The organism is Mesorhizobium sp. B1-1-1 (assembly GCF_006442955.1).
Classification (GTDB): domain Bacteria; phylum Pseudomonadota; class Alphaproteobacteria; order Rhizobiales; family Rhizobiaceae; genus Mesorhizobium.
In genome coordinates this window covers 15388-41039 of record NZ_VFWW01000020.1, presented here as the reverse complement: position 1 = coordinate 41039, position 25652 = coordinate 15388, and the positions used below count along the sequence as shown (strand labels likewise).

Genomic DNA, 25652 nt, shown 5'->3' with positions numbered 1-25652 from the left:
GAAGCGACCGTCCATGCTGCGATTTCTGCTCATGCGCATAGCGTCGGCAATCCCGGTCCTTGCCATACTGAGCCTCGTCACCTTCGCCATCATCCAGGCACCGCCCGGCGACTATGCCGACTACATCCGCTCGCAGCTGATCAACCAGGGAGGCGCTTCCTTCGCCGAAGCCGACGCTCAGGCCAACGCCTACCGGAGCGAACATGGCCTCGATAAGCCGCTGCCCGTCCAGTATCTCAACTGGATCGGCGGCATCGTCACCCGCGGCGATTTCGGCTACAGCCTCTACTACAACAAGCCGGTAGCCGACGTCGTGGGCGAGCGCCTGCCGCGCACCCTCATCCTGGCGCTTGTGTGCCATCTGCTCGCCTCGGTGCTCGGCATCACCTTCGGCATCTGGGCGGCAACCAGGCAATACACCTGGATCGACTCGACACTTTCGGCCATTTCCTTCCTCGGCATGACGGTGCCGCGCTTCCTGATGGCGCTGATCATCGTCTATCTCCTGGTCTTCCAGTTCAACGTCTCGGAGATAGGCAGCTTCTTCTCGCCGCAATATGGCGGTGCGCCATGGTCGTGGGCCAAGTTCGTCGATCTGGTCAAGCATGTCTGGCCGGTGGTCGCGATCGCCACCTTCGGCGGGCTCGCCTACAACATGCGCGTCATGCGCGGCAATCTGCTCGACACGCTGAATGCGCAATATGTCGAGACGGCCAGAGCCAAGGGGCTGACCGGCAGCGCCGTCGTCATGCGACACGCCGTGCCCAATGCGCTGCATCCGCTGGTCATGTATCAGGGCGTGGTGCTGCCCTACATGCTGACCGGCGAAATCGAGACGGCGATCATCTTCGCGCTGCCGACCGTCGGCCCGGCGATCGTCGGCTCGATGGCGGTCGGCGACGTCTATGTCACCGCCACTTTCATGATGGTGCTGTCGGCGACGCTGATCGTCGGCAACATCATCGCCGACATGTTGCTGGTCCTGCTCGATCCGCGCGTGCGCCAGTTCGGGGAGAGCTAGATGTTGGCCCGCGATACATCGCCACCGCCGCTGCCGGCCGAAGGACCCGTCGAGAGACCCGCGCGCGGCAACGAGAGCTACACCGCGCTCGTCTGGCGCCGGCTGAAGCGCTCCTGGACCGGCATGGCGGGGTTCTGGCTCGTCGTGCTGCTGATCCTCATGGCGGTATTCGCCGAGTTCCTGGCGCCGATGGACCCGAAGGTGACCGATGTCGCCTTCGCGCCGCCGCAAACCCCTATTTTCCACGACAGGGACGGCAATTTCGTCGCCCGGCCCAGGGTCTATGCGCTGGCGGATTCGGCGGATCTCGATCCGGTCACCTTCCAGCCCATCGTCGGTCCCGACTATGATCATCCAAGACTGCTCGGCTTCTTCGTCGAGGGCGCGCCCTACAGGCTCTTCGGGCTCATTGCGGCGAACCGGCATTTCTTCGGTTCGATGAACGGCCAGCCGGTGCATTTCCTCGGCACCGACAAGTTTGGACGCGACGTGCTCTCGCGCGCCATCCACGGCTCGCGAGTCTCGCTGATGATCGCGCTGACGGTGGTCTTCATCATCACCGTCATCGGCACTACGGTCGGCATGGCTTCCGGCTATTTCGGCGGTCGGTTCGATGTCTGGATGCAGCGCTTCGTCGAACTCGTGCTGGCCTTCCCGCAGCTGCCGCTCTATCTGGCGCTGACGACGCTGATCCCGGTCACCGCGCCCACCAACGTCTTCCTCGCCTTCGTCATCATCGTCATGTCGGCGCTGGGCTGGGCGCAGATGTCGCGCGAGGTGCGCGGCAAGACGCTGGCGCTTGCGCGCATTGAATACGTACGCGCCGCCATGGCGGTCGGCGCCACCGACCGGCGCATCATCATGCAGCACATTTTCCCCAATGTGATGAGCCATGTGATCGTCGCGGTGACGTTGGCGATCCCGACGGTTGTGCTGCTCGAATCCTTCCTCGGTTTTCTCGGCTTCGCGGTGAAGCCGCCGCTGATCTCGTGGGGGCTGATGCTGCAGGACACCGCGACCTACTCCGTCATCGGCACCTATCCGTGGATCCTGTCGCCGGTCGGTTTCGTGCTGGTCACCGTCTTTGCCTTCAACGCGCTGGGCGACGGGCTGCGCGACGCCGTCGATCCTTATTGAGGTGGCTGGGATGACGCTCGCGCTCGCCGAACCCTTCGCACCTTCCGTCCGGCACGACCATGACGGACGCCAGGGAGAACCCGTGATCGATGCCCGCAACATCGAGGTCGTCTTCAAGGTCGAGCACGGCACGGTCGAGGCGGTCAAGGACGTCTCGTTCCAGCTCTATCGCGGCGAGACGATCGCCATCGTCGGCGAATCCGGTTCCGGCAAATCGGTGACGGCGCGCACCGTCATGGGATTGCTGTCCCGGCGCGCCACCGTGTCGCCGAGATCGACCGTCTGTTATGATGGGCAGAACATCCTGAAGTTCCCCGAAAGCGCCCGGCGCAAGCTGCGCGGCAACCGCATCTCGATGATCTTCCAGGAGCCGATGAGCTCGCTCAATCCGATCTATACGATCGGCAGCCAGATCGTCGAGGCGATCAGGGTTCATCGCAAGGTCGGCCGGCGGCAAGCCTGGGCACGGGCGCTCGAACTCCTGCAGCATGTCCAGATCCCGGATCCCGTCGCGCGGCTCAAGCAATATCCGCATCAGCTCTCGGGCGGCCAGCGCCAGCGCGTGATGATCGCCATGGCGCTGGCCAACGATCCCGACGTGCTGATCGCCGACGAACCGACGACGGCGCTCGACGTCACCGTCCAGGCACAGATCCTGAACCTGATCCGCAATCTGCAGAAAGAGCTGCGCATGGCGGTGATCCTGATCACCCATGACCTCACGGTCGTGCGCAAATTCTCCGACTACGTCTATGTCATGCAGCATGGCGAAATGCGCGAACACAACGTCACCGAACGTCTGTTCTCCGACCCCCAGCATCCCTATACAAAGCGGCTGCTCGCCTCCGAACCGCGCGGGCGGCCACAACCGCTGCCGGAGGGCTCCGGCACCATTCTCGAAGCGAACGGGGTGCGCGTCTGCTTCATGCTGCGCCACGGCACTTTCCTCAAACCGGACTGGCGCGAGCTGGTCGCCGTCGACGATCTCGATCTCAAGCTTTGTCGCCACGAAACGCTGGGGCTGGTCGGCGAATCCGGGTCCGGCAAGACCACTTTTGGCCAGGCGCTGCTGAGGCTGATCGATGCCAAGCGCGGCGAGATCCGTTTCGACGGCCAGCCTATCCAAGGTCTGTCTCGCAATGAGATGCGGCCGCTGCGGTCGCGCATGCAGATCGTCTTCCAGGATCCCTTCTCTTCGCTCAACCCCCGCATGACGATCGGGCAGATCATCGAGGAAGGTCTGGTCGTTAACAGCATCGGGGCGACGCGGCGCGAGCGGGTCGAGCGGGTGCGCGAGGCGCTGGTCAGCGCCGGCATGCCGGGCGACATCCTTTCGCGGTTCCCGCACGAATTCTCCGGCGGCCAGCGGCAGCGCATCGCGATTGCGCGCGCCATTGCATTGGAACCGGAATTCATCCTGCTCGACGAACCGACATCAGCGCTCGACCTCTCCGTCCAGGCGCAGATCATCGATCTCTTGCGCAAGCTGCAGGACGAGCGCGGCCTGAGTTATCTCTTCATCTCGCACGATCTCAAGGTGGTTCGCGCTCTGTGCCACCGCGTCATCGTCATGCAGCACGGCAAGATCGTCGAACAGGGACCTGTCGACGAGGTCCTCACCAATCCCAAGACCGCCTACACCGAACGGCTCGTCCGGGCCGCTTTCGACGTGGCCTGAACACATGCCGGAGGTTAGCGTGGCAAGACATTCCAGGATCACTTTCATCGGCGCCGGCTCGACCGTGTTCATGAAGAACATCGTCGGCGACGTGCTGCAGCGGCCGGCGCTTTCGGGCGCGACGATCGCGCTGATGGACATCGATCCGCAGCGGCTGGAAGAGAGTGCCGTCGTCGTCAACAAGCTGATCGCGACGCTCGGCGTGAAGGCGAAAGCGGAGACCTATTCCGACCAGCGCAAGGCGCTGGCCGGTGCCGATTTCGTCGTCGTCGCCTTCCAGATCGGCGGCTACGAGCCCTGCACCGTCACCGACTTTGAAGTGCCGAAGAAATATGGCCTGCGCCAGACCATAGCCGACACGCTCGGCATCGGCGGCATCATGCGAGGCCTGAGGACCGTGCCGCATCTGTGGAAGATCTGCGAGGACATGCTCGCCGTCTGCCCCGAGGCGATCATGCTGCAATACGTCAATCCGATGGCGATCAACACCTGGGCGATATCGGAGAAATATCCAGAGATCAGGCAGGTCGGGCTGTGCCACTCGGTGCAGGGCACCGCGATGGAACTGGCGCACGATCTCGATCTTCCCTACGAGGACATCCGCTATCGCTCCGCCGGCATCAACCACATGGCCTTCTACCTGAAGTTCGAGCACCGCCAGGCCGACGGCTCCTACCGCGACCTCTACCCGGATCTCCTGCGCGCCTATCGCGATGGCCGCGCGCCCAAGCCCGGCTGGAATCCGCGCTGCCCCAACAAGGTGCGTTACGAGATGCTGACCCGGCTCGGTTATTTCGTCACCGAAAGCTCGGAGCATTTCGCCGAATACACGCCCTATTTCATCAAGAGCGGTCGTCCCGACCTGATCGAGAAATACGGTATCCCGCTGGATGAATATCCCAAGCGCTGCATCGAGCAGATCGAGCGTTGGCAGGGACAGGCGGAGGCCTACCGTTCGGCCGAGCGCATCGAAGTCGAGCAGTCGAAGGAATATGCCTCCTCGATCATGAATTCGGTCTGGACCGGCGAGCCGTCGGTGATCTACGGCAATGTTCGCAACAATGGCTGCATCACCTCGCTGCCCCGCGAGTGCGCCGCCGAGGTGCCGTGCCTGGTCGACGCCTCCGGCATCCAGCCGACTTACATCGGCGACCTGCCGCCGCAATTGACGGCGCTGATCCGCACCAACATCAACGTGCAGGAACTGACGGTGCGGGCGCTGACGAGCGAGAACCGGGAACACATCTACCATGCGGCGATGATGGATCCGCACACGGCAGCCGAGCTCGATCTCGACCAGATATGGTCACTGGTGGATGAGCTTCTTGCCGCCCACGGCGACTGGCTGCCGGCCTGGGCACGCGTGAGCCGCAAGATCCAAGCGGCCTGATCAAGCGTCGCTCTTGCTTATTTCGGCTCGTCGGCGTCGGGTTCTTCCTCGTCGTCGCGGGCTTTGATGACATAGGCGCCCTTCAGCCAGCGGTTGAGGTCGATGTCCTTGCAGCGCTTGGAGCAGAACGGGTAGGTCTCGCGCGCCGAAGGCTTGCCGCATTCGGGGCAGGGGCGCCTTGGCCGCAGCGGCGTCACCTTGTCGTCCGCGCTCATGGCCGCGCCGAGGACCAGTTTTGATGGACCTTGAAGCCTTCGCCCGAAAGCAACGCTACGGTCTCGTAGAGCGGCAAGCCGACGACATTGGTGTAGGAGCCGACCAGCTTGACGACGAAAGCGCCCGCAAGCCCCTGTACGGCATAGCCGCCGGCCTTGCCGCGCCATTCTCCCGACGCGACATAGGCGTCGATCTCCTCGCGCGGCAGCCGCTTGAACCGCACGCGCGTCTCGACCAGCCGCTGGCGCAGTTTGCCGCCGGGCGTGATCAGGCAGATGCCGGAATAGACCCGGTGCGAACGCCCCGACAGCAATCCGAGGCAGTTGGCGGCATCGTCGAGCGTCTCGGCCTTGGGCAGGATGCGCCGCCCGACAGCGACCACCGTGTCGGCGGCCAACACCAAGGCCGGCGCGTAGTCGGTTTCCGACTTCAGTGAGGCAAATGCCTTTTCGGCCTTTTCCTTCGACAGCCTTTTGGCCAGCGAGCGCGGATGCTCGGCACGCAGCGGCGTCTCGTCGATGTCGGCGGGCAATATGCGGTCCGGTTCGATGCCGGCCTGCTGCAGGAGTTCGATGCGGCGCGGCGAACCCGAGGCAAGCACCAGCTTCAGCAAAATGCTCATCGCGGACCAGTCGGCCTTGATCTTACTTGAAACGATAGGTGATGCGGCCCTTGGTCAGGTCGTAGGGCGTCATCTCGACCAGGACCTTGTCGCCGGTCAGCACGCGGATGCGGTTCTTGCGCATGCGGCCGGCCGTATGGGCTATGATTTCGTGTTCGTTTTCGAGTTTCACCCGGAACATGGCGTTGGGCAGCAGTTCCGTGACGACACCCGGAAACTCGAGGACTTCTTCCTTCGGCATTCGATACCTTTGCTTGGATGGTTTCCCGGCGTTTAGAGCATGATGCCGAAAAGTATGAAGCGGTTTTCGGACGACATCATGCTCTACTTCTTTGATCTAGAGTCGGAAGCTGTCAGGTCGAAGAGACCCAACCGCATCCGACTCTAGCCGGAAATTCGGCGGAACCTATATGATAATCGTCGGCTTGTGAACACGCTTAATCCGTCGCGTTTTTTGCTTCTGGAAGCAAAAAACGTCGGCCTATGCGCAACTTCAGCCGTTCACGCACATCGCGATAGGCCGCGATGATCTGCTCGCGCGTGCCGCTGGCGCCGGTTGGATCCGGCGTCGGCCAGTATTCGACCTCGACGGCGAGCGAGCGGGTGAGCTCCAGCGCGGCATGGTGCGCCTCCGGCGCGAGCGTGACGATGAGATCGAAATAGTCGTCTTCCAGCTCGTCCATCGTCCTTGGGTGGCGCTCGCCCAGCGACAGGCCTTCCTCGGCAAGCACGGCATCGACGAACGGGTCACGCTCGCCGCTGCGCACGCCCGCTGAGGCGACGAAGGTGCTGGCCGGCAGCATGCGCCGCGCCAACAGCTCGGCCATCGGCGAGCGCACGGCATTCATGCCGCACAGGAACAGGATCGAACGGGGCTGCGCGCCGGCGGTCAGGGGTTAACCCCGCCAATGGAGCACGCAGACCAGCGTGAACAGCCGGCGCGCCGTGTCGAAATCGATGTCGATCTTGCCGGCGAGCCGGTCCATCAACGTCTGCGAACCCTCATTGTGCAGGCCGCGGCGACCCATGTCGATCGCCTCGATATGGCTCGGCGTCGAGGAGCGAATGGCGTCGTAATAGCTTTCGCAGATCATGTAGTAGTCCTTGACGATGCGCCTGAGCGGCGTCAGCGACAGGATATGGGTGACCACGGCGGAACCGTCGTCGCGCGTCACGGCGAAAACCAGGCGGGACTCGGCCAGCGACAGCTTCAGCCGGTAGGGGCCGGCGCCGCTGTCGTTGACCGGTTGAAAACTGTTCTCCTCGATCAGGTCGAAGATCGCCACCGCGCGTTCGTGCTCGACGTCGGGCGTCGAACGGCCGATCGATTCATCGAGTTCGACATCGATCAGCCTCGCACGGGTTTGATCGGAGCCCGACATGGCGCCTACATGTTCAGCCGGATAGCGACGGAGCGTCCATGCGCGTCGAGCCCTTCGGCCTTGGCCAGCGCGATCGCGGCGGGCGCCAGCGCGCGCAATTGCTCGGGCCCGAGCTTCAGGATCGAGGTGCGCTTGACGAAATCGAGTACCGAAAGGCCTGACGAGAAACGCGCCGAGCGTGCCGTCGGCAGCACGTGGTTGGAACCGCCGACATAGTCGCCGATGGCTTCCGGCGTATGGCGGCCGAGAAACACGGCACCGGCATTGTGCATCCGCGACAGGAAGCCCTCGGCGTCGTCGATTGCCAGTTCGACATGCTCGGCCGCGATGCGGTCGACCAGCGGCAGCGCCGCCTCGATCGCCTCGACCTCGATCACCGCGCCGAAATCGCGCCAACTCGCCGCTGCCGTCTCCGCCCGTGGCAGGTTTGGCAGCTGCCGTTCGACCGCCTCCTCCACCGCCTTGCCAAAGGCCGGATCGTCGGTGATCAGGATCGACTGCGCGGACGCGTCATGTTCGGCCTGGGCCAGGAGATCGGCGGCGATCCAGTCGGGATCATTGTCGCCGTCGGCCACGACCAGCACTTCCGAGGGGCCGGCGATCATGTCGATGCCGACGGTGCCGAACACCTGGCGCTTGGCCGCCGCGACATAGGCATTGCCAGGGCCGACGATCTTGGCGACCGGCTTGATCGTCTCGGTGCCATAGGCCAGGGCAGCGATCGCCTGGGCGCCGCCGACGCGATAGATTTCCGGCACGCCGGCAAGGTCGGCCGCCACCAGCACAAGCGGATTGATGACGCCGCCGGGTGCCGGCACCACCATGACGATGCGCTCCACGCCGGCGACCTTGGCCGGTATGGCGTTCATCAGCACCGAACTCGGATAGCTCGCAGTACCGCCCGGCACGTAAAGCCCGACCGCCTCGACCGCGGTCCAGCGCCAGCCGAGCTCGACGCCCGCGGCGTCGGTAAAGCGGTCGTCCTTCGGCCGCTGCCGCTCGTGGTAGGCGCGGATGCGGTCGCGCGCGAATTCGAGTGCCTCGATCGTCTGGTGGTCGCAAGCGGCATAGGCGCGGGCGATCTCGTCCTTCGACACGGCAATGCCGAGTTCCCTGAGGTCGGCCCTGTCGAAGCGTCTGGTAAAGTCGACGAGGGCGGCGTCGCCGTCGGCGCGCACGCGCGCGATGATCTGGCGCACGGCCGCGTCGACATCGGCCGACACTTCTCTCTTGGTGGTGAGGAAAGCGGCGAAACGCTGTTCGAAATCGGCGTCGGACTGGCGAAGCGTGATGGCCATCGCTCAGGCCCTGTGCACGGGACGCGACGTGGCTTCCCACGCGCCGCCGACATCCGCAAGGCGGGCCTCGATGCATTCGACATCGAGCATGATTGCGCCGCCTCCCGAAAAGATCAGCTCGACTATGCCGGCCGGCTTGCTGATCTCGATGAAGCTGATCGCCAGCAGCGACAGCACTTCGGCCGGCTTGTCGCGGGCTATGCCGCTGGTCTTGGCGCCCAGAACCCGATCGAAATGCAGCACGGCCTGGCGCCGTTCGTTGTGCTGGCGAAAGAAGCCCGATTTGGCCTCCCAGACGAAACGGTTCATGGTCAGCACGAAACGCTTGGCCGCGGGAAGGTATTCAAGGTCCGAGACTTTCATCACGGCGTCCTGGACATGGGCGGAGACGATGCTCAGGTCCTGGTCGTCGAGGGCGATAAGCTTAAGGCCGTTCATGCGGATTTCGCACCTGAAAATTGACTGTTCAGCCTTCTGTTAGAGCATGATCCCGAAAAGTGGAAACCGCTTTTCGGAAAAGATCATGCTCAAGCAGGAATCCGGAGGTCGTTCCGGTCCGCGCAGCCGTGAGGCGGGCGGCGATCGGCCTAAGCCGAGATCCGTTCGATCACCGCGCCGCAATTGGACAGCTTTTCCTCCAGCCGCTCGAAGCCGCGGTCGAGATGATAGACGCGGTTGACAGTGGTTTCGCCTTCGGCCGCCAGGCCGGCAATGACCAGCGAAACGGAAGCGCGAAGGTCGGTCGCCATGACAGGCGCGCCCTTCAATTTCGGCACGCCGTCGACGATCGCCGTCTGGCCGGAAAGCGTGATGTGGGCGCCCAGACGCGCCAGTTCCTGCACATGCATGAAGCGGTTTTCGAAGATCGTCTCGGTGATGCGCGACTTGCCCTTGGCCATGGTCATCAGCCCCATGAACTGCGCCTGCAGATCGGTGGGGAAGGCCGGGAAGGGCGCCGTCGTCACGTCGACCGGTGAAATGCCGGCGCCGTTGCGCTTGACGCGGATGCCGGAATTGGTCGGCGTGATCTCGGCGCCCGTCTGCGCGATCACGTCCAGCGCGGTCTGCAGCAAATCGGGACGCGCGCCCTCGAGCACGACGTCGCCGCCGGTCATGGCGACGGCCATGGCATAGGTGCCGGTCTCGATCCGGTCCGGGATGACGCGCACGCGCGCGCCCGACAGCGCCTCGACGCCGTCGATGGTGATGGTTGGCGTGCCGGCGCCGGAAATCTTGGCGCCCATGGCATTGAGGCATTCGGCGAGGTTGACGATCTCGGGCTCGCAGGCGGCGTTTTCGAGCACCGTCTCGCCCTTGGCGAGCGCCGCCGCCATCATCAGCACATGGGTGGCGCCGACCGACACTTTCGGAAAGACGTAACGGTTGCCGACGAGGCGGCCATTCCTGGTCTTGGCGATAACGTAGCCGGTGTCGACGTCGATGTCGGCGCCCAGCGCCTGCAGGCCTTCCAGGAACAGGTCGACCGGCCGCGTGCCGATGGCGCAACCGCCCGGCAGCGACACCTTGGCCTCGCCCATGCGGGCCAGCAGCGGGCCGATGACCCAGAACGAAGCGCGCATCTTTGACACCAGCTCGTAAGGGGCCGTCGTGTCGACGATGTTGCGGGCGGAAAAATTGATGGTGCGCGAATAGCCTTCATTCTGCTTTTCGCGGCGTCCGTTGACCGAATAATCGACGCCGTGATTGCCCAGGATGCGGATCAGCTGCTCGACATCGGCCAGATGCGGCACGTTTTCGAGCGTCAGCGTGTCGTCTGTCAGAAGCGACGCGATCATCAGCGGCAGGGCGGCGTTTTTCGCGCCCGAGATCGGAATGCTTCCGGCGAGCTTGTTGCCGCCGACAATTCTGATGCGATCCATGAAGACTATCCCCTCGGCCCCGAAAGCCGGTTTCAATCGTTTGAGTATCGGCCCGTCTAGACCATCGGCCAACCTGGTTCAAGAAATAGGATTTCCTGGCACCCGACCCAAGAGTGGCGGATTTGAGTTAATCTTTTTGTATTTCCTTCGCCGCGCCGACCCCGTCCGGCCGCTTGTCGGCGTCCCCGGCGCGCCGCTTGTCGGCGTCGCCGGCGCGCCGCGAGCGCGACTGTGCCTTGCGTTTCAGCAGATTCGCGCGCAGCTGCTCGGCGAGCCGGTCCTTGCGGCCGGTGCCGCCCTTTTTCGGTGGAATTGTCTTGTCGTTCATCGTCCCGTCCTAGCCGGCGGCCGGCCAGGCCGCTATTTCAGGCATAACCAACATTGTGGCGCGGCCATGTCATCAAAACGTATCCGGCAAAGGCTTTCACAGATGCTTTGCACTTGGCCTTGCGCTTGCCGGTTCGATATGGCAGAAGCCCCGCCATCAGCGGCTGCGGTAGCTCAGTGGTAGAGCACTCCCTTGGTAAGGGAGAGGTCGAGAGTTCAATCCTCTCTCGCAGCACCAGACTGCCCGACATTTTCAGCGCCATCCGTCCCATTCTTAAGCCCTTGCGGCACGAACGGGCAAAAAAAGGCGCATCCGGCACCTGAATCCGAGATTTCGCGCAAGGTTGGTTCTCGTCGCGCTTTCATGGCGGGAGCAAATCGGCCTGCTTGCTTTCCTCCGCGACGAGCGCCGGCCCATAGCGGGCGACCGCTTGGCGCCCTTCCGCCCCCCACCCGCCCGATCGGACGGTTGAAAACATCGGCATTGGCGACCCGGGCGAGTCCCGCTCCGGTCAGTGCCTTGAAGCATGATCTGGCGCGGCCGTCGTCCCGATCAGAGTCGCAGGGCGAAGCGCCGTCCGCGCAGACGGCGCTGGTTGCGGCTTCATCGGAACGCAAATGCCGATATCGGGATTTGCGCTGGTCGCCCGATCGTGATTCAAGTCGGCGATTCCGAGGGCTTTCCCGCTGGAGCGCAGCATGACCTTGATCACACGCCGTCGACTTCTGAAATCGGCAGCGTTTGCCGGTGCGGGCGGGCTCGCCGCGATGGGGAGGCTTGGCGGCTGGGCCGCCGCCACGCCCGAGCCGGTGGTACTGCGGACGGCCAAGATCCAGGCCAGGCTGGTGGAGATCGGTCCGACCCGGGACGTGCTGACCTATGGCAGCGCCGGGATGCCGCCTGTGCTGAGGATGAAAAAGGGCGAGCCCTTCGCCGCCCGGCTCGTCAACGCCATCGACGACCCGACGACGATCCATTGGCACGGCGTTCGGGTCCCCAACAGGATGGACGGCGTTCCGTTCCTGGTCCAGCCCTATGTCTATACCGGCGATCATTTCGACTACGCCTTCACGCCGCCCGATGCCGGCACCTTCTGGTACCACCCGCATTGCAACACGCTGGAGCAGATGGGGCACGGCCTGACCGGCGTCATCGTGGTCGAAAATCCCGGTGATCCGAAATTCGATGCCGAAATCGTCCTCAATCTGCGCGACTGGCGCCTCGGCGACGATGGCCAGTTCATCGACCAGTTCCGGCCGCGCGATGCCGCGAGAACCGGCACCTATGGCACGGTGCGCACGGCCAATTGGCTCGACCAGCCGCACTATGACGCGCCGGCCGGCGGGCTGGTGCGGCTGCGCGTCGCCATCACCGACGTGACGCGCATCCATGCCTTTCGCGTCGACGGCGCGGAGGCGACGGTGATCGCGCAGGATGGCAATCCGGTGCCGCAGCGTTTTTCGCCCGATGCCTTGCTGCTTGGCCCGGGACAGCGCATGGAACTCGCCATCCGCATGCCGGACGCGGAGGGCGCGGTCGTGAGCCTGCGGGACGTCAGGGGCACCAAACCCAAGGTGCTGGCGACCTTGCGTGCGGTCGGCCAGTCGCTGAAGCGCGACATTCGTGATGTCGCGCCGCTGGAGGCCAATCCGGTGGCGGAGGTCGATCTCTCCGCTGCCCAGCATATTTCGCTGGCGCTCAGCGCCACGGCCGAGAACATTCCGAGCGACGGCATATGCGGTTCGCTCGGCTACAGTTTCTGGGCCATCAACAAGGTGCCGTGGCCGGGTGACACGCCGGATCCGACCGCGCCGCTGGCCGAATTGAAGCTTGGCAGGAGCTATGTCATCGACATGGAGAACCTGACGCCGCAATCGCATCCGATGCATTTGCACGGCATGAGCTTCAAAGTGCTGTCATCCTCGACTCGGCCCGTGCAGCCGCTGATTTCAGACACCTATCTCATCCAGCCCAACGAGAAGGTGAGCCTCGGCTTCGTCGCCGACAACCCCGGCGACTGGCTGCTGCACTGCCACATCATCGAGCATCAGAAATCGGGCATGACGAGCTACGTCAGGGTGACCTGAAACCGAGCGCGTGCCGCGGCCTACTTGCGCAGTTGCGCCTCGATCTCGTCGAGCACCTTGTCTTTGCCGATGCCGGTGAGGAAGGCGAGGCCCTTGATGACCGGCTTGGTCACCGAAGCCGAGATCGGCGTCGTGGCGACGATGAAGTCGACGCTGTCGGCCAGCCCCGGCACTTCGGTCGCCTTGGCCTGCTGGGCGTTGAAGGTCAGGCCGCGTTGCTTCATCGCCTCGGTGACGGCGACGTTGACCGCGGTCGAGGTGGCTATGCCCGTGCCGCAGGCAAAGAGAATTGTTTTCTGTCTGGACATCTCTTTCTTCTCCTTGTTCAGCCGAGCACGGCCCGAACGTCGTCTAGCGTCGTGGCCGACCTCAGGCCGTCCAATGCATCTGGATTCTGGATGGTGGCCATGACGGCCTGCAGCGCTTCAATCTGCTTGTCCTTGTCATTGATGGCAAGCAGGAAGACGAAGCCGACCGGCAGCTTCTCGTCAGGGTCTTCCATGTTGGCGAAGACGACGGGGTGCTTCAATGTGCCCAAAGCGATCCCGGGCTTCAGGACATGTTCGGGATCGGTGTGCGGCACCGCGACATTGTCGGGGCGCTCCAGCGGCAGTCCTGTCGGGATGGTCAACTCGCGACGCACGACCGCGTCGGCATAGGAGTTCTTGACATAGCCGAGCGTCTCGAGCCGGCCGGCCAGGATGCGGATGATCTGCTCATTGGTCGAGGCATCGGATCCGAGCACGATCGCTTCGGGGTCCAGAAGCTGCATGAGTCCGTCAGACATGTTTTTGCTCCGTCGATAAAATCGTGCGCCCGGGGAGGGCGCACGATCATTTCAAACGTCAGGCGTGATGAGGCTCAGGCCGTGCCTTCGGCCGGCTCGTCCTCGGCGCCCGCTGCCCGTTCCCAGCCGAGCGTGTTGCGGCGATAGAGGACGAACAGTGCCGCGATGACCACGGCGATCACGACGATGCCGGTAAGGCCAAGTCCCTGGATCGCCTCGATGATCACATAGGGCACCCACAGGAAGCCGTCGACGACGGAGGTGATCTGCAGCGCGTCTGCCGGCAGCTTGAAGCCCGAGGCGACGGCAGCACTTGTGAACAGCGGCGCCAGCGCGTTGGCGACGTAGAAGCCGATCGCCAGCGTCACCGTGCCGATCACCACCATGCGGAACACATTGCCTTTGACCAATGGCGCGGTCATGGCGACGATGAAGGGAATGACCGCCAAGTCGGCGAACAGGATGACGCGGTTGCCCGGCAGGATCACCGACAGGATGATCGCGATCGGCACCAGGATCAGCGATGACGAGATCGCGGCGGGATGACCGATCAGGATCGCCGAATCGAGGCCGACGAGAAGCTCGCGGTCGCCCGTGCGCTTGCGCACGAATTCCTGCGCCGCGTCGGAAACCGGGATCAGCCCTTCCATCAGGATCTTCACCATGCGCGGCAGGAGCAGCATGACGGCTGCCAGGGTCATGCCGGTGCCCAGCACCTTGGCGAACACCGTGCCGAGGTCACCCGCATTGTAGAAAGCGATGGCGCCAAGCACGAGACCGATGATCAAGCCGAGCACGACAGGTTCGCCGAACACGCCGAACCGGCGCTCGATGGTCTCGGTGTTGATGTTGATGCGGTTGATGCCGGGAATGCGGTCCATGATCCAGTTCAGGATGATGGCGATCGGCAGGATCTGCGCGGAAGCCAGGTGCGGCACCGAAATGCCGGGCACGCCGTAGAACTGCTGCACTGCGCGCGCCGACCAGTCGGCGAACAGCAGCGACAGTGCCGCGACCAATGCCGCGATGGCGATGCCGTAGGCCAGATTGTCGGTCGCCGCCACGACCAGCGAGCCGACAAAGGCGAAGTGCCAGAAGTTCCAGACGTCGACATTGAGCGTGCGCGTCATGCGCGTCAGCAACAGCACGATGTTGACCAGGATGCCGACGGGGATGACCCACAGGCCGACCGACGAGCCGAAGGCGATGGCGGCCGCCGACGGCCAGCCGACATCGATGATGTCGCGATGAATGCCGGTGTTGGTGACGATGGCCTTGGCGACGTCGCCGATCGACGTGAACATCAGGCCAAGCACGAGGTTGATGCCGATGAAGGCGACGCCGATGGTGACAGCGGCGCGAAAAGCCTTGCTGACCTTTGCGCCCAGAACGACGGCTATGATGAAAATGACGATCGGCAGCAGCACTGTTGCGCCGAGCGTGTCGATGGCCCCTTTGAGGCCCGCAAGAATAGTGTCCATTTGTCCTCCCCTGGAGCACCGAGCCCGACCCCCGGGTTCGAAATGATGCTCCGTTGACCTCCAACGCCTTTGCCGCCAACCTCGGCGCAAAGGCACTCCCCGTTCTGCCCGCGAGGCGGAATGCGTCCCGCTCGGTGATGCGGGATGAACATTTGCCTTCGCTGGCGAACGAATGTTTTATTGAGGCAGTTCAAGGCAATGTCAATTGGCAAGTCTTTGAACCCAAGGCATCCGGGCTGACGGAGCCTTCGCCTGTGCGCTCTTGACGGAGCATTGAACGGAAAAACCCGCCTGTGCGGCGGGCCCTTGGCGCAACTCAGCACCATAGGCAAATATGTAGCATAGTTGCCCTCACCCGGTCAAGAAAAAATTCCTATCATGAGAAGCCGCCGGCACAGCGGACTGGCAGTCGTCAGGTCTTTGTCGCCGAGTTCGGAGCCCCGCTTCGGTCCAGTCGGGACTGGGCCGAGCGCCTCTATACCGCGCGATTTCATGGGAAATTGACTGTCGAGGCCAGTTTCGTTGGCAAGGAGGAGCTATTCCCTGCTAATCCGACGCGAACCAGGAAGCTGTGGACATCCCCGCATGACCAATGTCGCCTTGACCGGGCTCGCCCGCGATCTCGCCAGCCGTGCCGCCGAGGGCCGCCCGGTACGCATCGGCGTCATCGGTTCGGGCGAAATGGGCACCGATCTGGTCACGCAAGGCATGCTGATGCCCGGCATTTCGGTCTGCGCGGTCTCGACAAGACGTCCGCACACGGCACGCGAAGCGATCCGCATCGCCTATGGTGACGAAGCGATGGCCGTCGAAGCCGATACCACTTCGAAAGTCACCGCGGCGATCGAGTCGGGAAAGATCGCCATCACCTCCAACGAGATGCTGGTCACCAATCCGCTGATCGACGTCGTCATCGACGCCACCGGCAAGCCCGGCGTCGCCGCCGACTTCGACCTGATGGCGATGCAGCATGGCAAGCATCTGGTGATGATGAATGTCGAGGCCGACGTCACTATCGGCTGCTATCTCAAGCAGCAGGCAGATCGCCTCGGCGTCGTCTATTCGGTCGGCGCCGGAGACGAGCCCTCGAGCTGCATGGAGCTGATCGAGTTCGCCTCCGCACTGGGCCTGACCATCGTCTCGGCCGGCAAGGGCAAGAACAACCCGCTTAACCACGATGCCGTGCCCGACGACTATCGCGAGGAAGCGATCCGCCGCAACATGAACCCGCGCATGCTGGTCGAGTTCGTCGACGGTTCGAAAACCATGGTCGAGATGTGCGCCATCGCCAACGCCACCGGGCTGGTGCCCGATGTGCCCGGCATGCACGGCCCGAAGGCCGACCGCGACGACCTCGTCAAGGTGCTCATTCCGCGCGAGCATGGCGGGCTGCTCACGAAAAAGGGCGTTGTCGACTACACGGTCGGCAAGGGTGTCGCACCCGGTGTCTTCGTCATCGTCGAGGCGACCCACCCGCGCATCGTCGAGCGCATGGACGACCTGCATATCGGCCACGGTCCCTATTACAGCCTGTTCCGGCCCTACCATTTGACCTCGCTGGAAGTCCCGCTGACGGCAGCCCGCATCGTGCTCTTCGGCAAGCCCGACATGGTGCCGCTGCCAAGGCCGGTCGCCGAGGTATGCGCCGTCGCCAAGCGGGATCTGCTCGCCGGCGAAACCTTCGATGCGATCGGCGAGACCTGCTATCGCTCCTGGACGATGACCGTCGAAGACGCTCGCGCCCGGCGTGCCGTGCCGGTCGGCCTGCTCGAGGGCGGCAAGGTGCTGAAACCGGTGAGGAAAGGCGAGCTGTTGACGGCCGACAACGCCGCACCCGACCGGGCGACGAGACTGTTCGCTCTGCGCCGGCTGCAGGATGAGATGCTGTACGGAAAATAAGCCCGTTGTGGCGCTGTCATGACAGATGCACTATATTGTAATGGCAGATGACGCTGAGGATCGACCAATGAACCTCCAGATCAGGGACCCGCGTGCACGTGAGCTGGCACAGCGGCTCGCCGCCAAACGCAAGATTTCGATGACCGAGGCGGTGATCGAAGCTCTTGAGTCCGAACTGAAACGGGAAAGTGGACGCGCTCCGTTGGCGCAGCGGCTGGCTACCATCGCTGATGAACTCAAAGCCAGAGCTGGTCATGGCGGCCGGCCCGTAGACAAGGATGAGATCGATGAGATGTGGGGCCACTCTTGATGTTTGTCGACACCTCGGTGGTCGTCGCAATTCTTTCGGGAGAGGGAGATGCTGGCGAGTGGAGCAACCGCATCGCGGTAGCACCTCGCAAAATTACTTCCGCGTTGGTGGTGCTCGAAGCGGCTATGCGGCTTTCAACTATGCTGGCCGTTGAGCCGCTTGTCGCTGAAGTGGCGATAGAGGCTTTTCTGCGCGAGTCCGAAATCGAAATCGTTCCGATCGACGCCGGCGACGCCAAGCTCGCGGTCCAAGCTTTTTCAGACTATGGAAAAGGACGCGGGCATCCCGCCCAACTCAACCTGGCCGATTGCCTGTCCTATGCATGCGCAAAGAGTCGTGGCTCTGCTCTGCTCTACAAAGGCAACGACTTCTCGCATACCGATCTGGCCTAGGGAGTCTGCTCTATTTCCCCAGTTCGATCGACCGCAGCCGCGCCGCTTCCACCGCTTGCGTGAGGAGATTGGTCAACCGGTCCTCGCCCATCAGCACACCAAGCGCCGCCGCCGTCGTGCCGTTCGGGCTGGTCACCTGCTGGCGCAGCAGGCCCGGCTCCTCGCCGCTTTCGGCGGCGAGGGAGGCGGCACCATAGACGGTCTGCATGGCGAGCAGCCTGGCGGTCGCCGCCGGCAGGCCCGCCTTCTCGGCGGCGACGGTCAGCGCTTCGATGAAATGGAAGATATAGGCCGGCCCCGATCCCGACACGGCGGTCACCGCATCCATCAGTCCCTCCTCGTCGATGGTGGCCACTTCGCCGCTGGCCGACAAGAGGTCGGCGACGAAACGCTTGGTGTCGTCGGAAACCAGCGGATTGGAAAACACCACCATCATGCCCTTGCCAATGGAAGCAGGCGTGTTGGGCATGCAGCGCACAACAGGCGCGCGGTCGCCCAGGATTTCCTCGAAGGTGGCGACCGGCGTGCCCGCGGCAATGCTGACGAAGGTGGTGCGCCCTTCGCCGAAACGTTTGTAAGCGGCGGTGACGTCGCGGATCACCTGGGGCTTCACGGCGATGACGATGAGATCAGGCACGGCACCGGCCGGGATATCGGTGGCGTCGGCAGCCGTTCCGCATCCCAGTGCGGCCGCGCGCTGGCGCAGGTCGGCATTGGGCTCGACCACGAAAACGGACGACGGTGCAAGCTTGCCGGATTTCAGCCAGCCCGAGAGCATGGCGTAACCCATATTGCCGCAGCCGGCGAGAACAAGCCTGATCGTCATCGAAAGCCCTCCGAGGAAAGGCTTCACATAAACGCTCGCGGATCAACGGGGAAGCCCTGTCAGGTGGAGTGGCCCAATCTCGCGCCACGACCGCCGTTGCGCAGCGCGACCGGGCGCAGCGAAACCTGTCTGAGCCCAAGCACACCGAGCACGAAGAACAGCCACACCGGATCGCCGCGATGGAAGAAGAAGCTTTCGAGGAAGGCGTTGAGCGCGGCGAACAGCACAACCATCATGAAGAAGTCGCCGAGATAGATGTTTTCCTTGCGCAAGGGAATGCGCATGTAGTCGCGCAAAGGGGCGATCAGGAAAGTGTAGACCGCCACGCAAAGGGCCGGAATGCCCATCAGGACCGCGATGTCGAGATAACCGTCATGGCCGTGCACGATGGTCCTGATATCCCACGGTCGGTCGAAGGGCTGATCCTGGTTGAGCAGCAGCGGCGTTCCCCAGAAACTCTCATAGCCGTAGCCGGTCCACGGTTTCTTCGCCAGCATCTCGCCGGCGAACTCCCAGAGCGTGGTGCGCCCGGTATAGGTCAGGCCGGGGAAATAGATCGCCGCCAGCTGTTTCACCGGCGGCAGGAAAACGATGCCCAGCGTGCCGACCGCGGTAGCGATGATCGCCAGCGCGAACAGGATCGGCGTGCCGAGCCGCATGCCCATGAGGCTCGGAAACATGACGATCAGGATCGAGAACGGCACCAGGCCGGCCGTGGTCTTGGATCCGGTGTGCAGCATGAACACCATCGCCGCGACGAAAATTCCGGCGCCCCAGAACCGCTGCCCGCGCCGGAAGAGATAGAGGCCGGCGAAACTGAAGCAGGCCATGACCGGACCGGCGATGTTCTTGTGGGTGAACACGCCGCGCCACAGGCCGGCATGTTCCGGTTCTTGCGAATCGGCCGTGTGCATTGCCTCGTGCGGAAAGGCGATGAGGCCGAGGTAGGAAAGGCCCATGACCGCCACCGCGGTGAAGATGATGACCTTCGAGAAGGAGTCCGCATCGCGCGGCAGCACAAGGATCGTCGCCATGGTCAGGATGCCGATCATGGTGAAGGAGGCGGCGCGCATCGCCGAGGGCGGGTCTGTCGCCAGCACCACCGACAGGAAGAAGAAGCCCAGCATCAGCATCCAGGAAGGGCTGAGCAGCGAGCGCACGATGCGCGGGTCGGCGAAAGCCATCAGCGAAAAGACGGAAACGGCGCCGAGCGAGCCGAAGCCGAGCTGGTTGACGATGTCGCCGCCTTCGCCGGTGAGTTCCGCGCCCGCGGGCTGGAACGGGCGGAAGGACACCAGGATGACGGTGAACAGCAGCGCCGCGATCGCGGTTGCCACGCCGTCGCGCGTGAACGCGGCGCCGAGCGGCGCGCGCTCAGTTCTTTTCAGGCTGGCGGTATTGCTCATTGGCATATCCGAATTCGGCCAGCACGCGGCCCAGCGCCACATGGACAGGGTAGATTGCGGCCGCGGGCGATCCTGTCCGTGCCAGCCTGGCGGCGCCGCGAAATGGCGAGGCGGCAAGCAGGGCCAGGCTCTTCAGCAACACCTTGACGCCGGCCAGCGGGGTGCCGGCGCGTTTCTTCTTTTCGACCAGCGTCGAGATCACGCCGTTGCGCAGGCTGCGGGCGCGGATCCAGTCGGCCTCGACCCGACGGGCCGGGACTGTCTCGGTCACCCTGGCCTCGGCGCACCAGCCAAGCACAAAGCCGCGCTGCGCCGCCCGGCTCAGGAAGTCGGAATCGCCGCCGCCCATGAAATTGAATCTCAGGTCGAGGAACGGCGGCCCCATGGCGGTAAGCACGTTGCGCCCGACCAGGAGATTGCCGGACGAATAGAGCGCCGGCACGAGGCCCGTCTTGCGGTAGGGCGGCGCGAAGACCGGATGCTTGGCCCAGCGCGCATGGGCGGGATCGGCAAAGTCGGGCACTTGCGGGCCGCCGACAATATCGGCGCCAAGGCTTTCGGCCGCCCCGCACATCCGTTCCAGCCAGTGCGGATCGGCTATCTCGTCATCGTCGATGACCAGCAGGTGCCTGAAATTCGGAAAGTGCAGGATCGCCGCCTGCCAGCCGGCATTGTAGGCGCTGCAATTGCCGCGCTGATGCGCGATGATCACCATGCCCGGTATCTCGCCGCGCTCGAACAGCGGCAGCGACGCCTGGGCGCCGGCCCGAGCCTCGGCCTCGTTCTCAATGACGATGACGGCAAAGGGCCTGCCGGTCAGCTGCGCGCGCAGCGACGCCAGCGTTTGCAGGACCTGGTCCGGCCGCTTGAAGGTCGGCAAGGTGACGACGGCTTCGACGGCCTCCGTGTCAAGCCGGGGGGATCGTCCCGCGATCGATACCGAACCGTCCGATGGCAAAGGGATCATCCGTGTCAGCCGCATGGTGGGTCGAGTTCTGTTAGCACCATGACGATAACGTTTCGTTAATCACCTTTCACGGAGTGGCTCTTCAAGCCGAGGTTTTGGGTCGTCGATGCGCGCGCGTTTAATCAAGGGTTCACCGCGCTTTGCTACCGGCTGCACCACAGGATAGGTGAGATGCATCTGCTGTTCGCCACATCGATCGTGCCCGATGGCGCTCTCGCATCGGGCTACGAGATCGCCAATGCTGCAATCATCGCTGCCTTGCGGCGCGCCGGCGCGCGCGTCACCGTCATCGGCTTCATCTGGCCGGGGAAAGCCGCCGCCGATCCTGAAAGCACCATCGTTCTGGGTGCCGTCGACGTGCGCACCGAAAATGCTTCAGCGCTGCAAAAGCTTGCCTGGGTCGGCAAGGCGATGCTTTCGGGCCTCACCTTCGCGTCGGCCAAGGTGCGTGCGGTCTCCGATGCCGAAGTCCTCGCCGCCATCGAGCGCGCCGGCCCCTTCGACGGCTATGTGCTTAATTCCGTGCAGTTCGCCGGCGCCTTCGAAAAGCTCTTCGACGAGCGGCCTTCGATCTTCGTCGCCCACAATGTCGAGCATCTTTCGGCGCGGGAAAATGCCGCTGCCGCCCCGGGCATCTTCCAGCGCCTGTTGTTCCGCCGCGAGGCAAGGCTGCTCGAGAGCGTGGAAGAGCGTCTGTGCCGCCGCGCGCGTTTCGTCTTCACGCTGGCCGAGGAAGACCGTTCGGCACTTGGCGTGGCCTCCGACGACCGCTCGGCGGTGCTGCCGCTGGTGACGGGCGCCACGCCACCGGCGCGTAACGGCCGGCGCAAGATTGAGTGCGACGCCGCGCTGATCGGCACCTGGACTTGGCAGCCGAACCGCATCGGGCTCGGCTGGTTCCTGGACAAGGTGGTACCGCATCTGCGCCCGGACTTCCGCATCAGGATCGCCGGCAGCATGCCGTCTGACATCGCCTCGACGCATCCCGGCGTCGCTTTCGTCGGACGCGTGCCGGACGCCCAGGCTTTCATACGCGGCGGCGCCGTCATCCCGCTCATCAGCACCGCCGGCAGCGGCGTGCAATTGAAGACGATCGAAACGTTCGAGCTCGGCCTGCCCGCCGTCGCCACCAGCCACGCGCTGCGCGGCATCGACCATCGCCCGGTCAATTGCGCGGTCACCGACGATCCGGTCGCCTTTGCCAAGGCGCTGGAGACCGCGGCGGCCGACATAAGCGACGTTGACGGCAGCGCGTTCCACCGCCGGCAGCTCAAGGCGCTCGACGCCGCCATCCGGCTTGGCCTGGAGAAGCTCGGTCCGGTCATGCAGGAGGCGTTTGCATGAACATGCACGCCGCCCGCGCCGCATTCGGGCCCGACACATTGAAGACGATCTTCGGCATCTCCGTGCTCGCCATTCGCTGGGACGACGCGATCGCCCTGCTGACGCGGCTGATCGTGGAACGACGCTTCACCAAGGTCAGCTTCCTCAACGCCCATAACGCCAATCTCGCCTACACCGATCCGGTGTTCGCCCAGGCGCTCGACGATTTTCTCATCCTGCCGGACGGCATCGGCGTCGATCTCGCAGCGCAGCTTCTCTATGGCGCGCCGTTCCCGGACAATCTCAACGGCACCGACTTCGTGCCGGCCTTTCTGCGGTCGGTGACCCGGCCGCTGACCGTGGGGCTGCTCGGCGCGACGCGCGTCAATGCCGAGGCCGCGTCGAAGAAGCTCGCGGCGATTGCCGTCCAGCACAGATTCGTGGTCATCCATGACGGCTACTTCTCCGCTGCGCAGGAGCCGGAAATCATCGAACGCATCGCCGCGCTGCGGCCTGATATGCTGCTGGTCGCCATGGGCGTGCCGCGCCAGGAATTGTGGATCGAACGGCACATCGACGAGCGCCACTGCACGCTGCCGGTCGCGGTCGGCGCGCTGCTGGATTTTCTCAGCGGCGCCGTGCCGCGCGCGCCCTTGTGGATACGGCGCCTCAGGCTGGAGTGGCTGTTTCGCCTGGCGGTCGAGCCGGGACGGCTCTGGCGCCGCTATGTGGTCGGCAACCCCTTGTTCCTGTGGCGGGTCCTCAAACAGAAATTGTTCCGGCCCCAAGCCGGAGACGTCCGTTGAACGAGAGGTTCGTTCCGGGCGCGATCGCCGAACCCGGACTGCTTCGGGCAACGCCGACGGCAGCCATGGTGACGGCAAGCTATGCGCCGGATTTCGAGCGTTGCCGCCTGCTCTGCGAAACCCTCGACCGCCACGTCACGGGCGTCGCGCATCATTACATTCTGGTCGAAGCCCGGGACGTTAAATTGTTTCGCCGGTTGGAGAGCGCCAACCGATCCGTCGTCGACGAACGTGAGTTGCTGCCGCGCTGGCTGCATGTCTTCGACGATCCGCTTAGTCTGTTCCGGCGGCGCGTCTGGCTCAGCCTGAAGACGCAGCCGCTGCGCGGCTGGCACGTGCAGCAACTGCGCCGCATTGCAGTTGCGGCGCACGCATGCCAGGACGTCCTGGTCTTCTGCGATTCCGACGTCGCCTTCCTGAAGCCCTTCGATTGCGGCGCGTTCTGGCGCGACGGCAAGGCGCGGCTGTTCCGCCGTGACGGCGTGCTTGCGCAGGACGGTCATGACGAGCATCGCACATGGTCGCGCAATGCCGGCTCCGCGCTCGGCATCGATCCGTCGAGGAATTCGGTTCACGATTACATTTCGACGCTGATCGCCTGGCGCCGCGACACCGTGCTGGCCATGTGCAGTCGGATCGAGGAGGTGCATGGCCGAAACTGGGTCGAGGTCGTCGGCTCGGCGCGCAAATTCTCCGAATGCATGATCTATGGCCGCTATGTCGACGATCTGCTGGACGGCGCCGGTCACTTCCATGGCTCGGAAGAATTCTGCCGCGTCCACTGGACCGGTGAGGCGCTGTCGGATGATGAATTCCGTCGCTTCGTTGCCGCCATGGCGCCCGAACAGGTGGCGATCGGCATGCAGTCCTTCATCGGCACCGATACCGGCCGCATCCGCCGGCTGATCGGGCTCGACCGATCCTGATCCTGAAAAGCGAACCGGTTCTCGGAAAGACTGCCCAGATGAAGGATCAGATCGCCTTCGCCGGCTTGCGTAGCGCCGAATAGGTCAGCAGCATCGACGCGAGATAGAGTAGCAGGAAGACGACGTTGAGCGACAGCACCAGCTTCGATGTGTCGGCAATTGTTGTCAGCACATAGGTCAGCAGCAGCGCCTTGAGGGCGGCGAGCAGGCCGAGATTGAGCGCCCGCACCAGCGTCTGGCCGCGCGCGAACAGAAGCTCCGCCTGGTATTCGACCAGATTGCGCAGTCCCGGAACGCCGATCGCAAGCGCCACAAGGGGAGCGGCCTCCGAGACGTTCTTGCCGAGCGCCCCGGGGAAGAAATGCAGCACCACGGCAAGCACCAGCAGCGCCAGCGTCGAGACCGCGAACACGCCGCCTTCGATGCCGCTCTTGACCGCCAGCCGTGACAAGAGCTCCGGGGCACGCATCATGCGCTGCACCAGCATCATGGAGAAGGTGCGGATCGGGATCGCCGTCAGGTCGACCAGCCGCATGATGATGGCATAGATGCCGGCCAGGTGCGGCCCACCGATCGCCAGCACCAGAAGCTTGTCGAACTCCATCTGCAGGTAGAACAACACCTCGGCGCCGGCGACGTAGATCGAATCGGCGAGCCGCCTGAGATAGAGCTCGCCGCGCAGCCGCAGCCGTTGGCGCGGATAGAAGAGGCCGAACGCGACCAGCAGCGAGGCCGCGTTCGCGCCGATATAGAACCAGGACCACACCCAGACGCTGTGTTGCGCCCAGAACATGAACAGCACCGCGCCGGCTGCCCGCAACGCCGTCGCCAGGATCGCCAGCACGGCGGCACGGCCGAATTTGCCGAGACCGTTGTTGACGATCAGCGCCACCTCCACCGGCCGCCACAGAAGCGCCTCGGCAAAGACGATTGCCGCGAACACCGGCAGCGGCACGGTGCTGGCAAAGAAGATCAGGTAGACGATGTAGGAGGCCGCAGCGAGCAGCGGCAACGAGACGATGCCCAGCAGCAGGAAGCCTGCGGTGAAGGTGCCAATCAGGTTGGGGCGGATGGTGGCGGTGCGGTAGAGTGCCGAGATGAAGCCGAAGGCCAGAAGCCGCGACAGCATCACTCCGGCGGCCGAGGCGGTGGCGAACATGCCAAACTCGGCGATGGAAAGCGTATTGGCCAAGGCGATGAAGTAGGCGAGTGAAAACACCAGCCGCCCGCCGGCGCCGCTGATCGCTGAAAAATAGTCGCGAACCATCCCCCGTCTTTCGGCCACGAAGGTGCCGATCCGGGCGAGGGGCCGCCTCTGCGGTATGTCGCTGGCCTCAGTCATAGGTCAGGGAAAGGCATAGGCGGCAAAGTTTAACGTGCCCTTCTGAAATCTTCCTGCATCTGCTGAAATTCCAAGCAGCCGGCATCAAGCAATGCTTTCGGCCGCCTAAAATTAACCTTTTGTTTTCTATGCTTGTTTAGCGTGGCTT

General features: G+C 63.9%; 27 protein-coding genes and 1 tRNA gene. 12 read left to right on the top strand and 16 right to left on the bottom strand.

Translation table 11 applies throughout. The features are described 5' to 3' along the window. Positions 1-13 precede the first annotated feature (13 nt). The 4 genes from FJ986_RS29370 to FJ986_RS29355 are packed head-to-tail and all read left to right on the top strand — an operon-like array spanning position 14 to position 5226. On the top strand, positions 14-1021 hold the full coding sequence (locus FJ986_RS29370; protein ID WP_140676746.1) for an ABC transporter permease: 1008 nt from the start codon (positions 14-16) through the stop codon (positions 1019-1021). Then, positions 1022-2158 carry an ABC transporter permease gene (locus FJ986_RS29365; protein WP_140676744.1) on the top strand — a complete coding sequence of 379 codons (1137 nt, stop codon included), beginning with the start codon at positions 1022-1024 and terminating at the stop codon, positions 2156-2158. It begins immediately after the preceding gene. A 10-nt stretch (positions 2159-2168) separates the two neighbouring features. After that, on the top strand, positions 2169-3836 hold the full coding sequence (locus FJ986_RS29360; protein WP_140676741.1) for an ABC transporter ATP-binding protein: 1668 nt from the start codon (positions 2169-2171) through the stop codon (positions 3834-3836). A 19-nt stretch (positions 3837-3855) separates the two neighbouring features. Then, positions 3856-5226, top strand: coding sequence for an alpha-glucosidase/alpha-galactosidase (locus FJ986_RS29355; RefSeq protein ID WP_140676739.1), 1371 nt, complete (start codon positions 3856-3858; stop codon positions 5224-5226). A 17-nt stretch (positions 5227-5243) separates the two neighbouring features. Here the strand turns inward: FJ986_RS29355 and yacG are convergent, their stop codons facing one another. The 9 genes from yacG to FJ986_RS29310 all read right to left on the bottom strand — a co-directional run bounded on the left by yacG (position 5244) and on the right by FJ986_RS29310 (position 10952). Then, a complete protein-coding gene (gene yacG, locus FJ986_RS29350) occupies positions 5244-5441 on the bottom strand; it encodes a DNA gyrase inhibitor YacG (RefSeq protein ID WP_140501037.1) in 198 nt (65 codons plus the stop codon). Then, positions 5438-6064, bottom strand: coding sequence for a Maf-like protein (locus FJ986_RS29345; protein WP_140501039.1), 627 nt, complete (start codon positions 6062-6064; stop codon positions 5438-5440). The genes yacG and FJ986_RS29345 overlap by 4 nt, the downstream gene beginning before the upstream one ends. A 22-nt stretch (positions 6065-6086) precedes the next feature. Further along, a complete protein-coding gene (infA, locus tag FJ986_RS29340; RefSeq protein ID WP_006200926.1) occupies positions 6087-6305 on the bottom strand; it encodes a translation initiation factor IF-1 in 219 nt (72 codons plus the stop codon). Between the two features lie 196 nt (positions 6306-6501). Next, the gene (locus FJ986_RS29335; protein WP_140501041.1) at positions 6502-6912 is read right to left on the bottom strand and encodes a low molecular weight phosphatase family protein; all 411 of its coding nucleotides are present in this window, start codon (positions 6910-6912) and stop codon (positions 6502-6504) included. Between the two features lie 48 nt (positions 6913-6960). After that, the gene (locus tag FJ986_RS29330) at positions 6961-7446 is read right to left on the bottom strand and encodes a UPF0262 family protein (RefSeq protein WP_140501043.1); all 486 of its coding nucleotides are present in this window, start codon (positions 7444-7446) and stop codon (positions 6961-6963) included. Between the two features lie 5 nt (positions 7447-7451). After that, positions 7452-8744 carry a histidinol dehydrogenase gene (gene hisD, locus FJ986_RS29325; protein WP_140501045.1) on the bottom strand — a complete coding sequence of 431 codons (1293 nt, stop codon included), beginning with the start codon at positions 8742-8744 and terminating at the stop codon, positions 7452-7454. 3 nt (positions 8745-8747) lie between these two features. Continuing rightward, positions 8748-9182, bottom strand: a complete 435-nt coding sequence (locus FJ986_RS29320) for a DUF2948 family protein (RefSeq protein ID WP_140501047.1) — start codon at positions 9180-9182, stop codon at positions 8748-8750. A 149-nt stretch (positions 9183-9331) separates the two neighbouring features. Then, positions 9332-10624: a UDP-N-acetylglucosamine 1-carboxyvinyltransferase gene (gene murA / locus FJ986_RS29315; RefSeq protein WP_140580338.1), complete on the bottom strand. Its 1293-nt coding sequence runs from the start codon at positions 10622-10624 to the stop codon at positions 9332-9334. Positions 10625-10751: 127 nt separating this feature from the next. Continuing rightward, a complete protein-coding gene (locus FJ986_RS29310) occupies positions 10752-10952 on the bottom strand; it encodes a hypothetical protein (protein WP_140676736.1) in 201 nt (66 codons plus the stop codon). A gap of 162 nt (positions 10953-11114) precedes the next feature. Between FJ986_RS29310 and FJ986_RS29305 the strand changes: the two genes are divergently transcribed. Both FJ986_RS29305 and FJ986_RS29300 read left to right on the top strand, forming a co-directional pair. Further along, a tRNA-Thr gene (locus tag FJ986_RS29305) sits at positions 11115-11189 on the top strand. Positions 11190-11650: 461 nt separating this feature from the next. After that, entirely contained in the window at positions 11651-13039 is a 1389-nt protein-coding gene (locus tag FJ986_RS29300; RefSeq protein WP_140580335.1) for a multicopper oxidase family protein, read from the top strand. Positions 13040-13059: 20 nt separating this feature from the next. Here the strand turns inward: FJ986_RS29300 and FJ986_RS29295 are convergent, their stop codons facing one another. From FJ986_RS29295 to FJ986_RS29285, 3 genes are all read right to left on the bottom strand, one after another. Beyond that, entirely contained in the window at positions 13060-13347 is a 288-nt protein-coding gene (locus FJ986_RS29295) for a PTS sugar transporter subunit IIB (protein ID WP_140513359.1), read from the bottom strand. 17 nt (positions 13348-13364) lie between these two features. Continuing rightward, positions 13365-13826 carry a PTS sugar transporter subunit IIA gene (locus FJ986_RS29290; RefSeq protein ID WP_140525565.1) on the bottom strand — a complete coding sequence of 154 codons (462 nt, stop codon included), beginning with the start codon at positions 13824-13826 and terminating at the stop codon, positions 13365-13367. Positions 13827-13900: 74 nt separating this feature from the next. Then, positions 13901-15307, bottom strand: coding sequence for a PTS transporter subunit IIC (locus FJ986_RS29285; RefSeq protein WP_140525566.1), 1407 nt, complete (start codon positions 15305-15307; stop codon positions 13901-13903). 585 nt (positions 15308-15892) lie between these two features. On the opposite strand from FJ986_RS29285, the gene FJ986_RS29280 reads away from it, so the two are divergent. The 3 genes from FJ986_RS29280 to FJ986_RS29270 all read left to right on the top strand — a co-directional run bounded on the left by FJ986_RS29280 (position 15893) and on the right by FJ986_RS29270 (position 17908). Beyond that, positions 15893-17206 (top strand): NAD(P)H-dependent oxidoreductase, encoded by a 1314-nt coding sequence (locus tag FJ986_RS29280; RefSeq protein ID WP_140525568.1) that lies wholly within the window; start codon positions 15893-15895, stop codon positions 17204-17206. Positions 17207-17273: 67 nt separating this feature from the next. Then, entirely contained in the window at positions 17274-17516 is a 243-nt protein-coding gene (locus FJ986_RS29275; RefSeq protein WP_140525569.1) for a type II toxin-antitoxin system VapB family antitoxin, read from the top strand. Continuing rightward, positions 17516-17908 carry a type II toxin-antitoxin system VapC family toxin gene (locus tag FJ986_RS29270; RefSeq protein WP_140501065.1) on the top strand — a complete coding sequence of 131 codons (393 nt, stop codon included), beginning with the start codon at positions 17516-17518 and terminating at the stop codon, positions 17906-17908. Before FJ986_RS29275 ends, FJ986_RS29270 begins: the two co-directional genes overlap by 1 nt. A 10-nt stretch (positions 17909-17918) precedes the next feature. Here FJ986_RS29270 and proC read toward each other — a convergent pair whose 3' ends face one another. The 3 genes from proC to FJ986_RS29255 are packed head-to-tail and all read right to left on the bottom strand — an operon-like array spanning position 17919 to position 21107. Next, entirely contained in the window at positions 17919-18734 is an 816-nt protein-coding gene (proC, locus tag FJ986_RS29265) for a pyrroline-5-carboxylate reductase (protein WP_140501067.1), read from the bottom strand. Between the two features lie 59 nt (positions 18735-18793). Then, positions 18794-20140, bottom strand: coding sequence for an O-antigen ligase (locus tag FJ986_RS29260; RefSeq protein WP_140525570.1), 1347 nt, complete (start codon positions 20138-20140; stop codon positions 18794-18796). Further along, positions 20109-21107, bottom strand: a complete 999-nt coding sequence (locus FJ986_RS29255; RefSeq protein ID WP_140676733.1) for a glycosyltransferase — start codon at positions 21105-21107, stop codon at positions 20109-20111. The genes FJ986_RS29260 and FJ986_RS29255 overlap by 32 nt, the downstream gene beginning before the upstream one ends. A 171-nt stretch (positions 21108-21278) precedes the next feature. Between FJ986_RS29255 and FJ986_RS29250 the strand changes: the two genes are divergently transcribed. The 3 genes from FJ986_RS29250 to FJ986_RS29240 are packed head-to-tail and all read left to right on the top strand — an operon-like array spanning position 21279 to position 24162. Beyond that, positions 21279-22451 carry a glycosyltransferase family 4 protein gene (locus tag FJ986_RS29250; RefSeq protein ID WP_140666566.1) on the top strand — a complete coding sequence of 391 codons (1173 nt, stop codon included), beginning with the start codon at positions 21279-21281 and terminating at the stop codon, positions 22449-22451. Then, the gene (locus FJ986_RS29245) at positions 22448-23236 is read left to right on the top strand and encodes a WecB/TagA/CpsF family glycosyltransferase (RefSeq protein ID WP_140676731.1); all 789 of its coding nucleotides are present in this window, start codon (positions 22448-22450) and stop codon (positions 23234-23236) included. Before FJ986_RS29250 ends, FJ986_RS29245 begins: the two co-directional genes overlap by 4 nt. Next, a complete protein-coding gene (locus tag FJ986_RS29240; protein ID WP_140525574.1) occupies positions 23233-24162 on the top strand; it encodes a DUF6492 family protein in 930 nt (309 codons plus the stop codon). The genes FJ986_RS29245 and FJ986_RS29240 overlap by 4 nt, the downstream gene beginning before the upstream one ends. Before the next feature lie 46 nt (positions 24163-24208). Here the strand turns inward: FJ986_RS29240 and FJ986_RS29235 are convergent, their stop codons facing one another. Continuing rightward, positions 24209-25504 (bottom strand): lipopolysaccharide biosynthesis protein, encoded by a 1296-nt coding sequence (locus FJ986_RS29235; RefSeq protein ID WP_140562182.1) that lies wholly within the window; start codon positions 25502-25504, stop codon positions 24209-24211. Positions 25505-25652 lie beyond the last annotated feature (148 nt).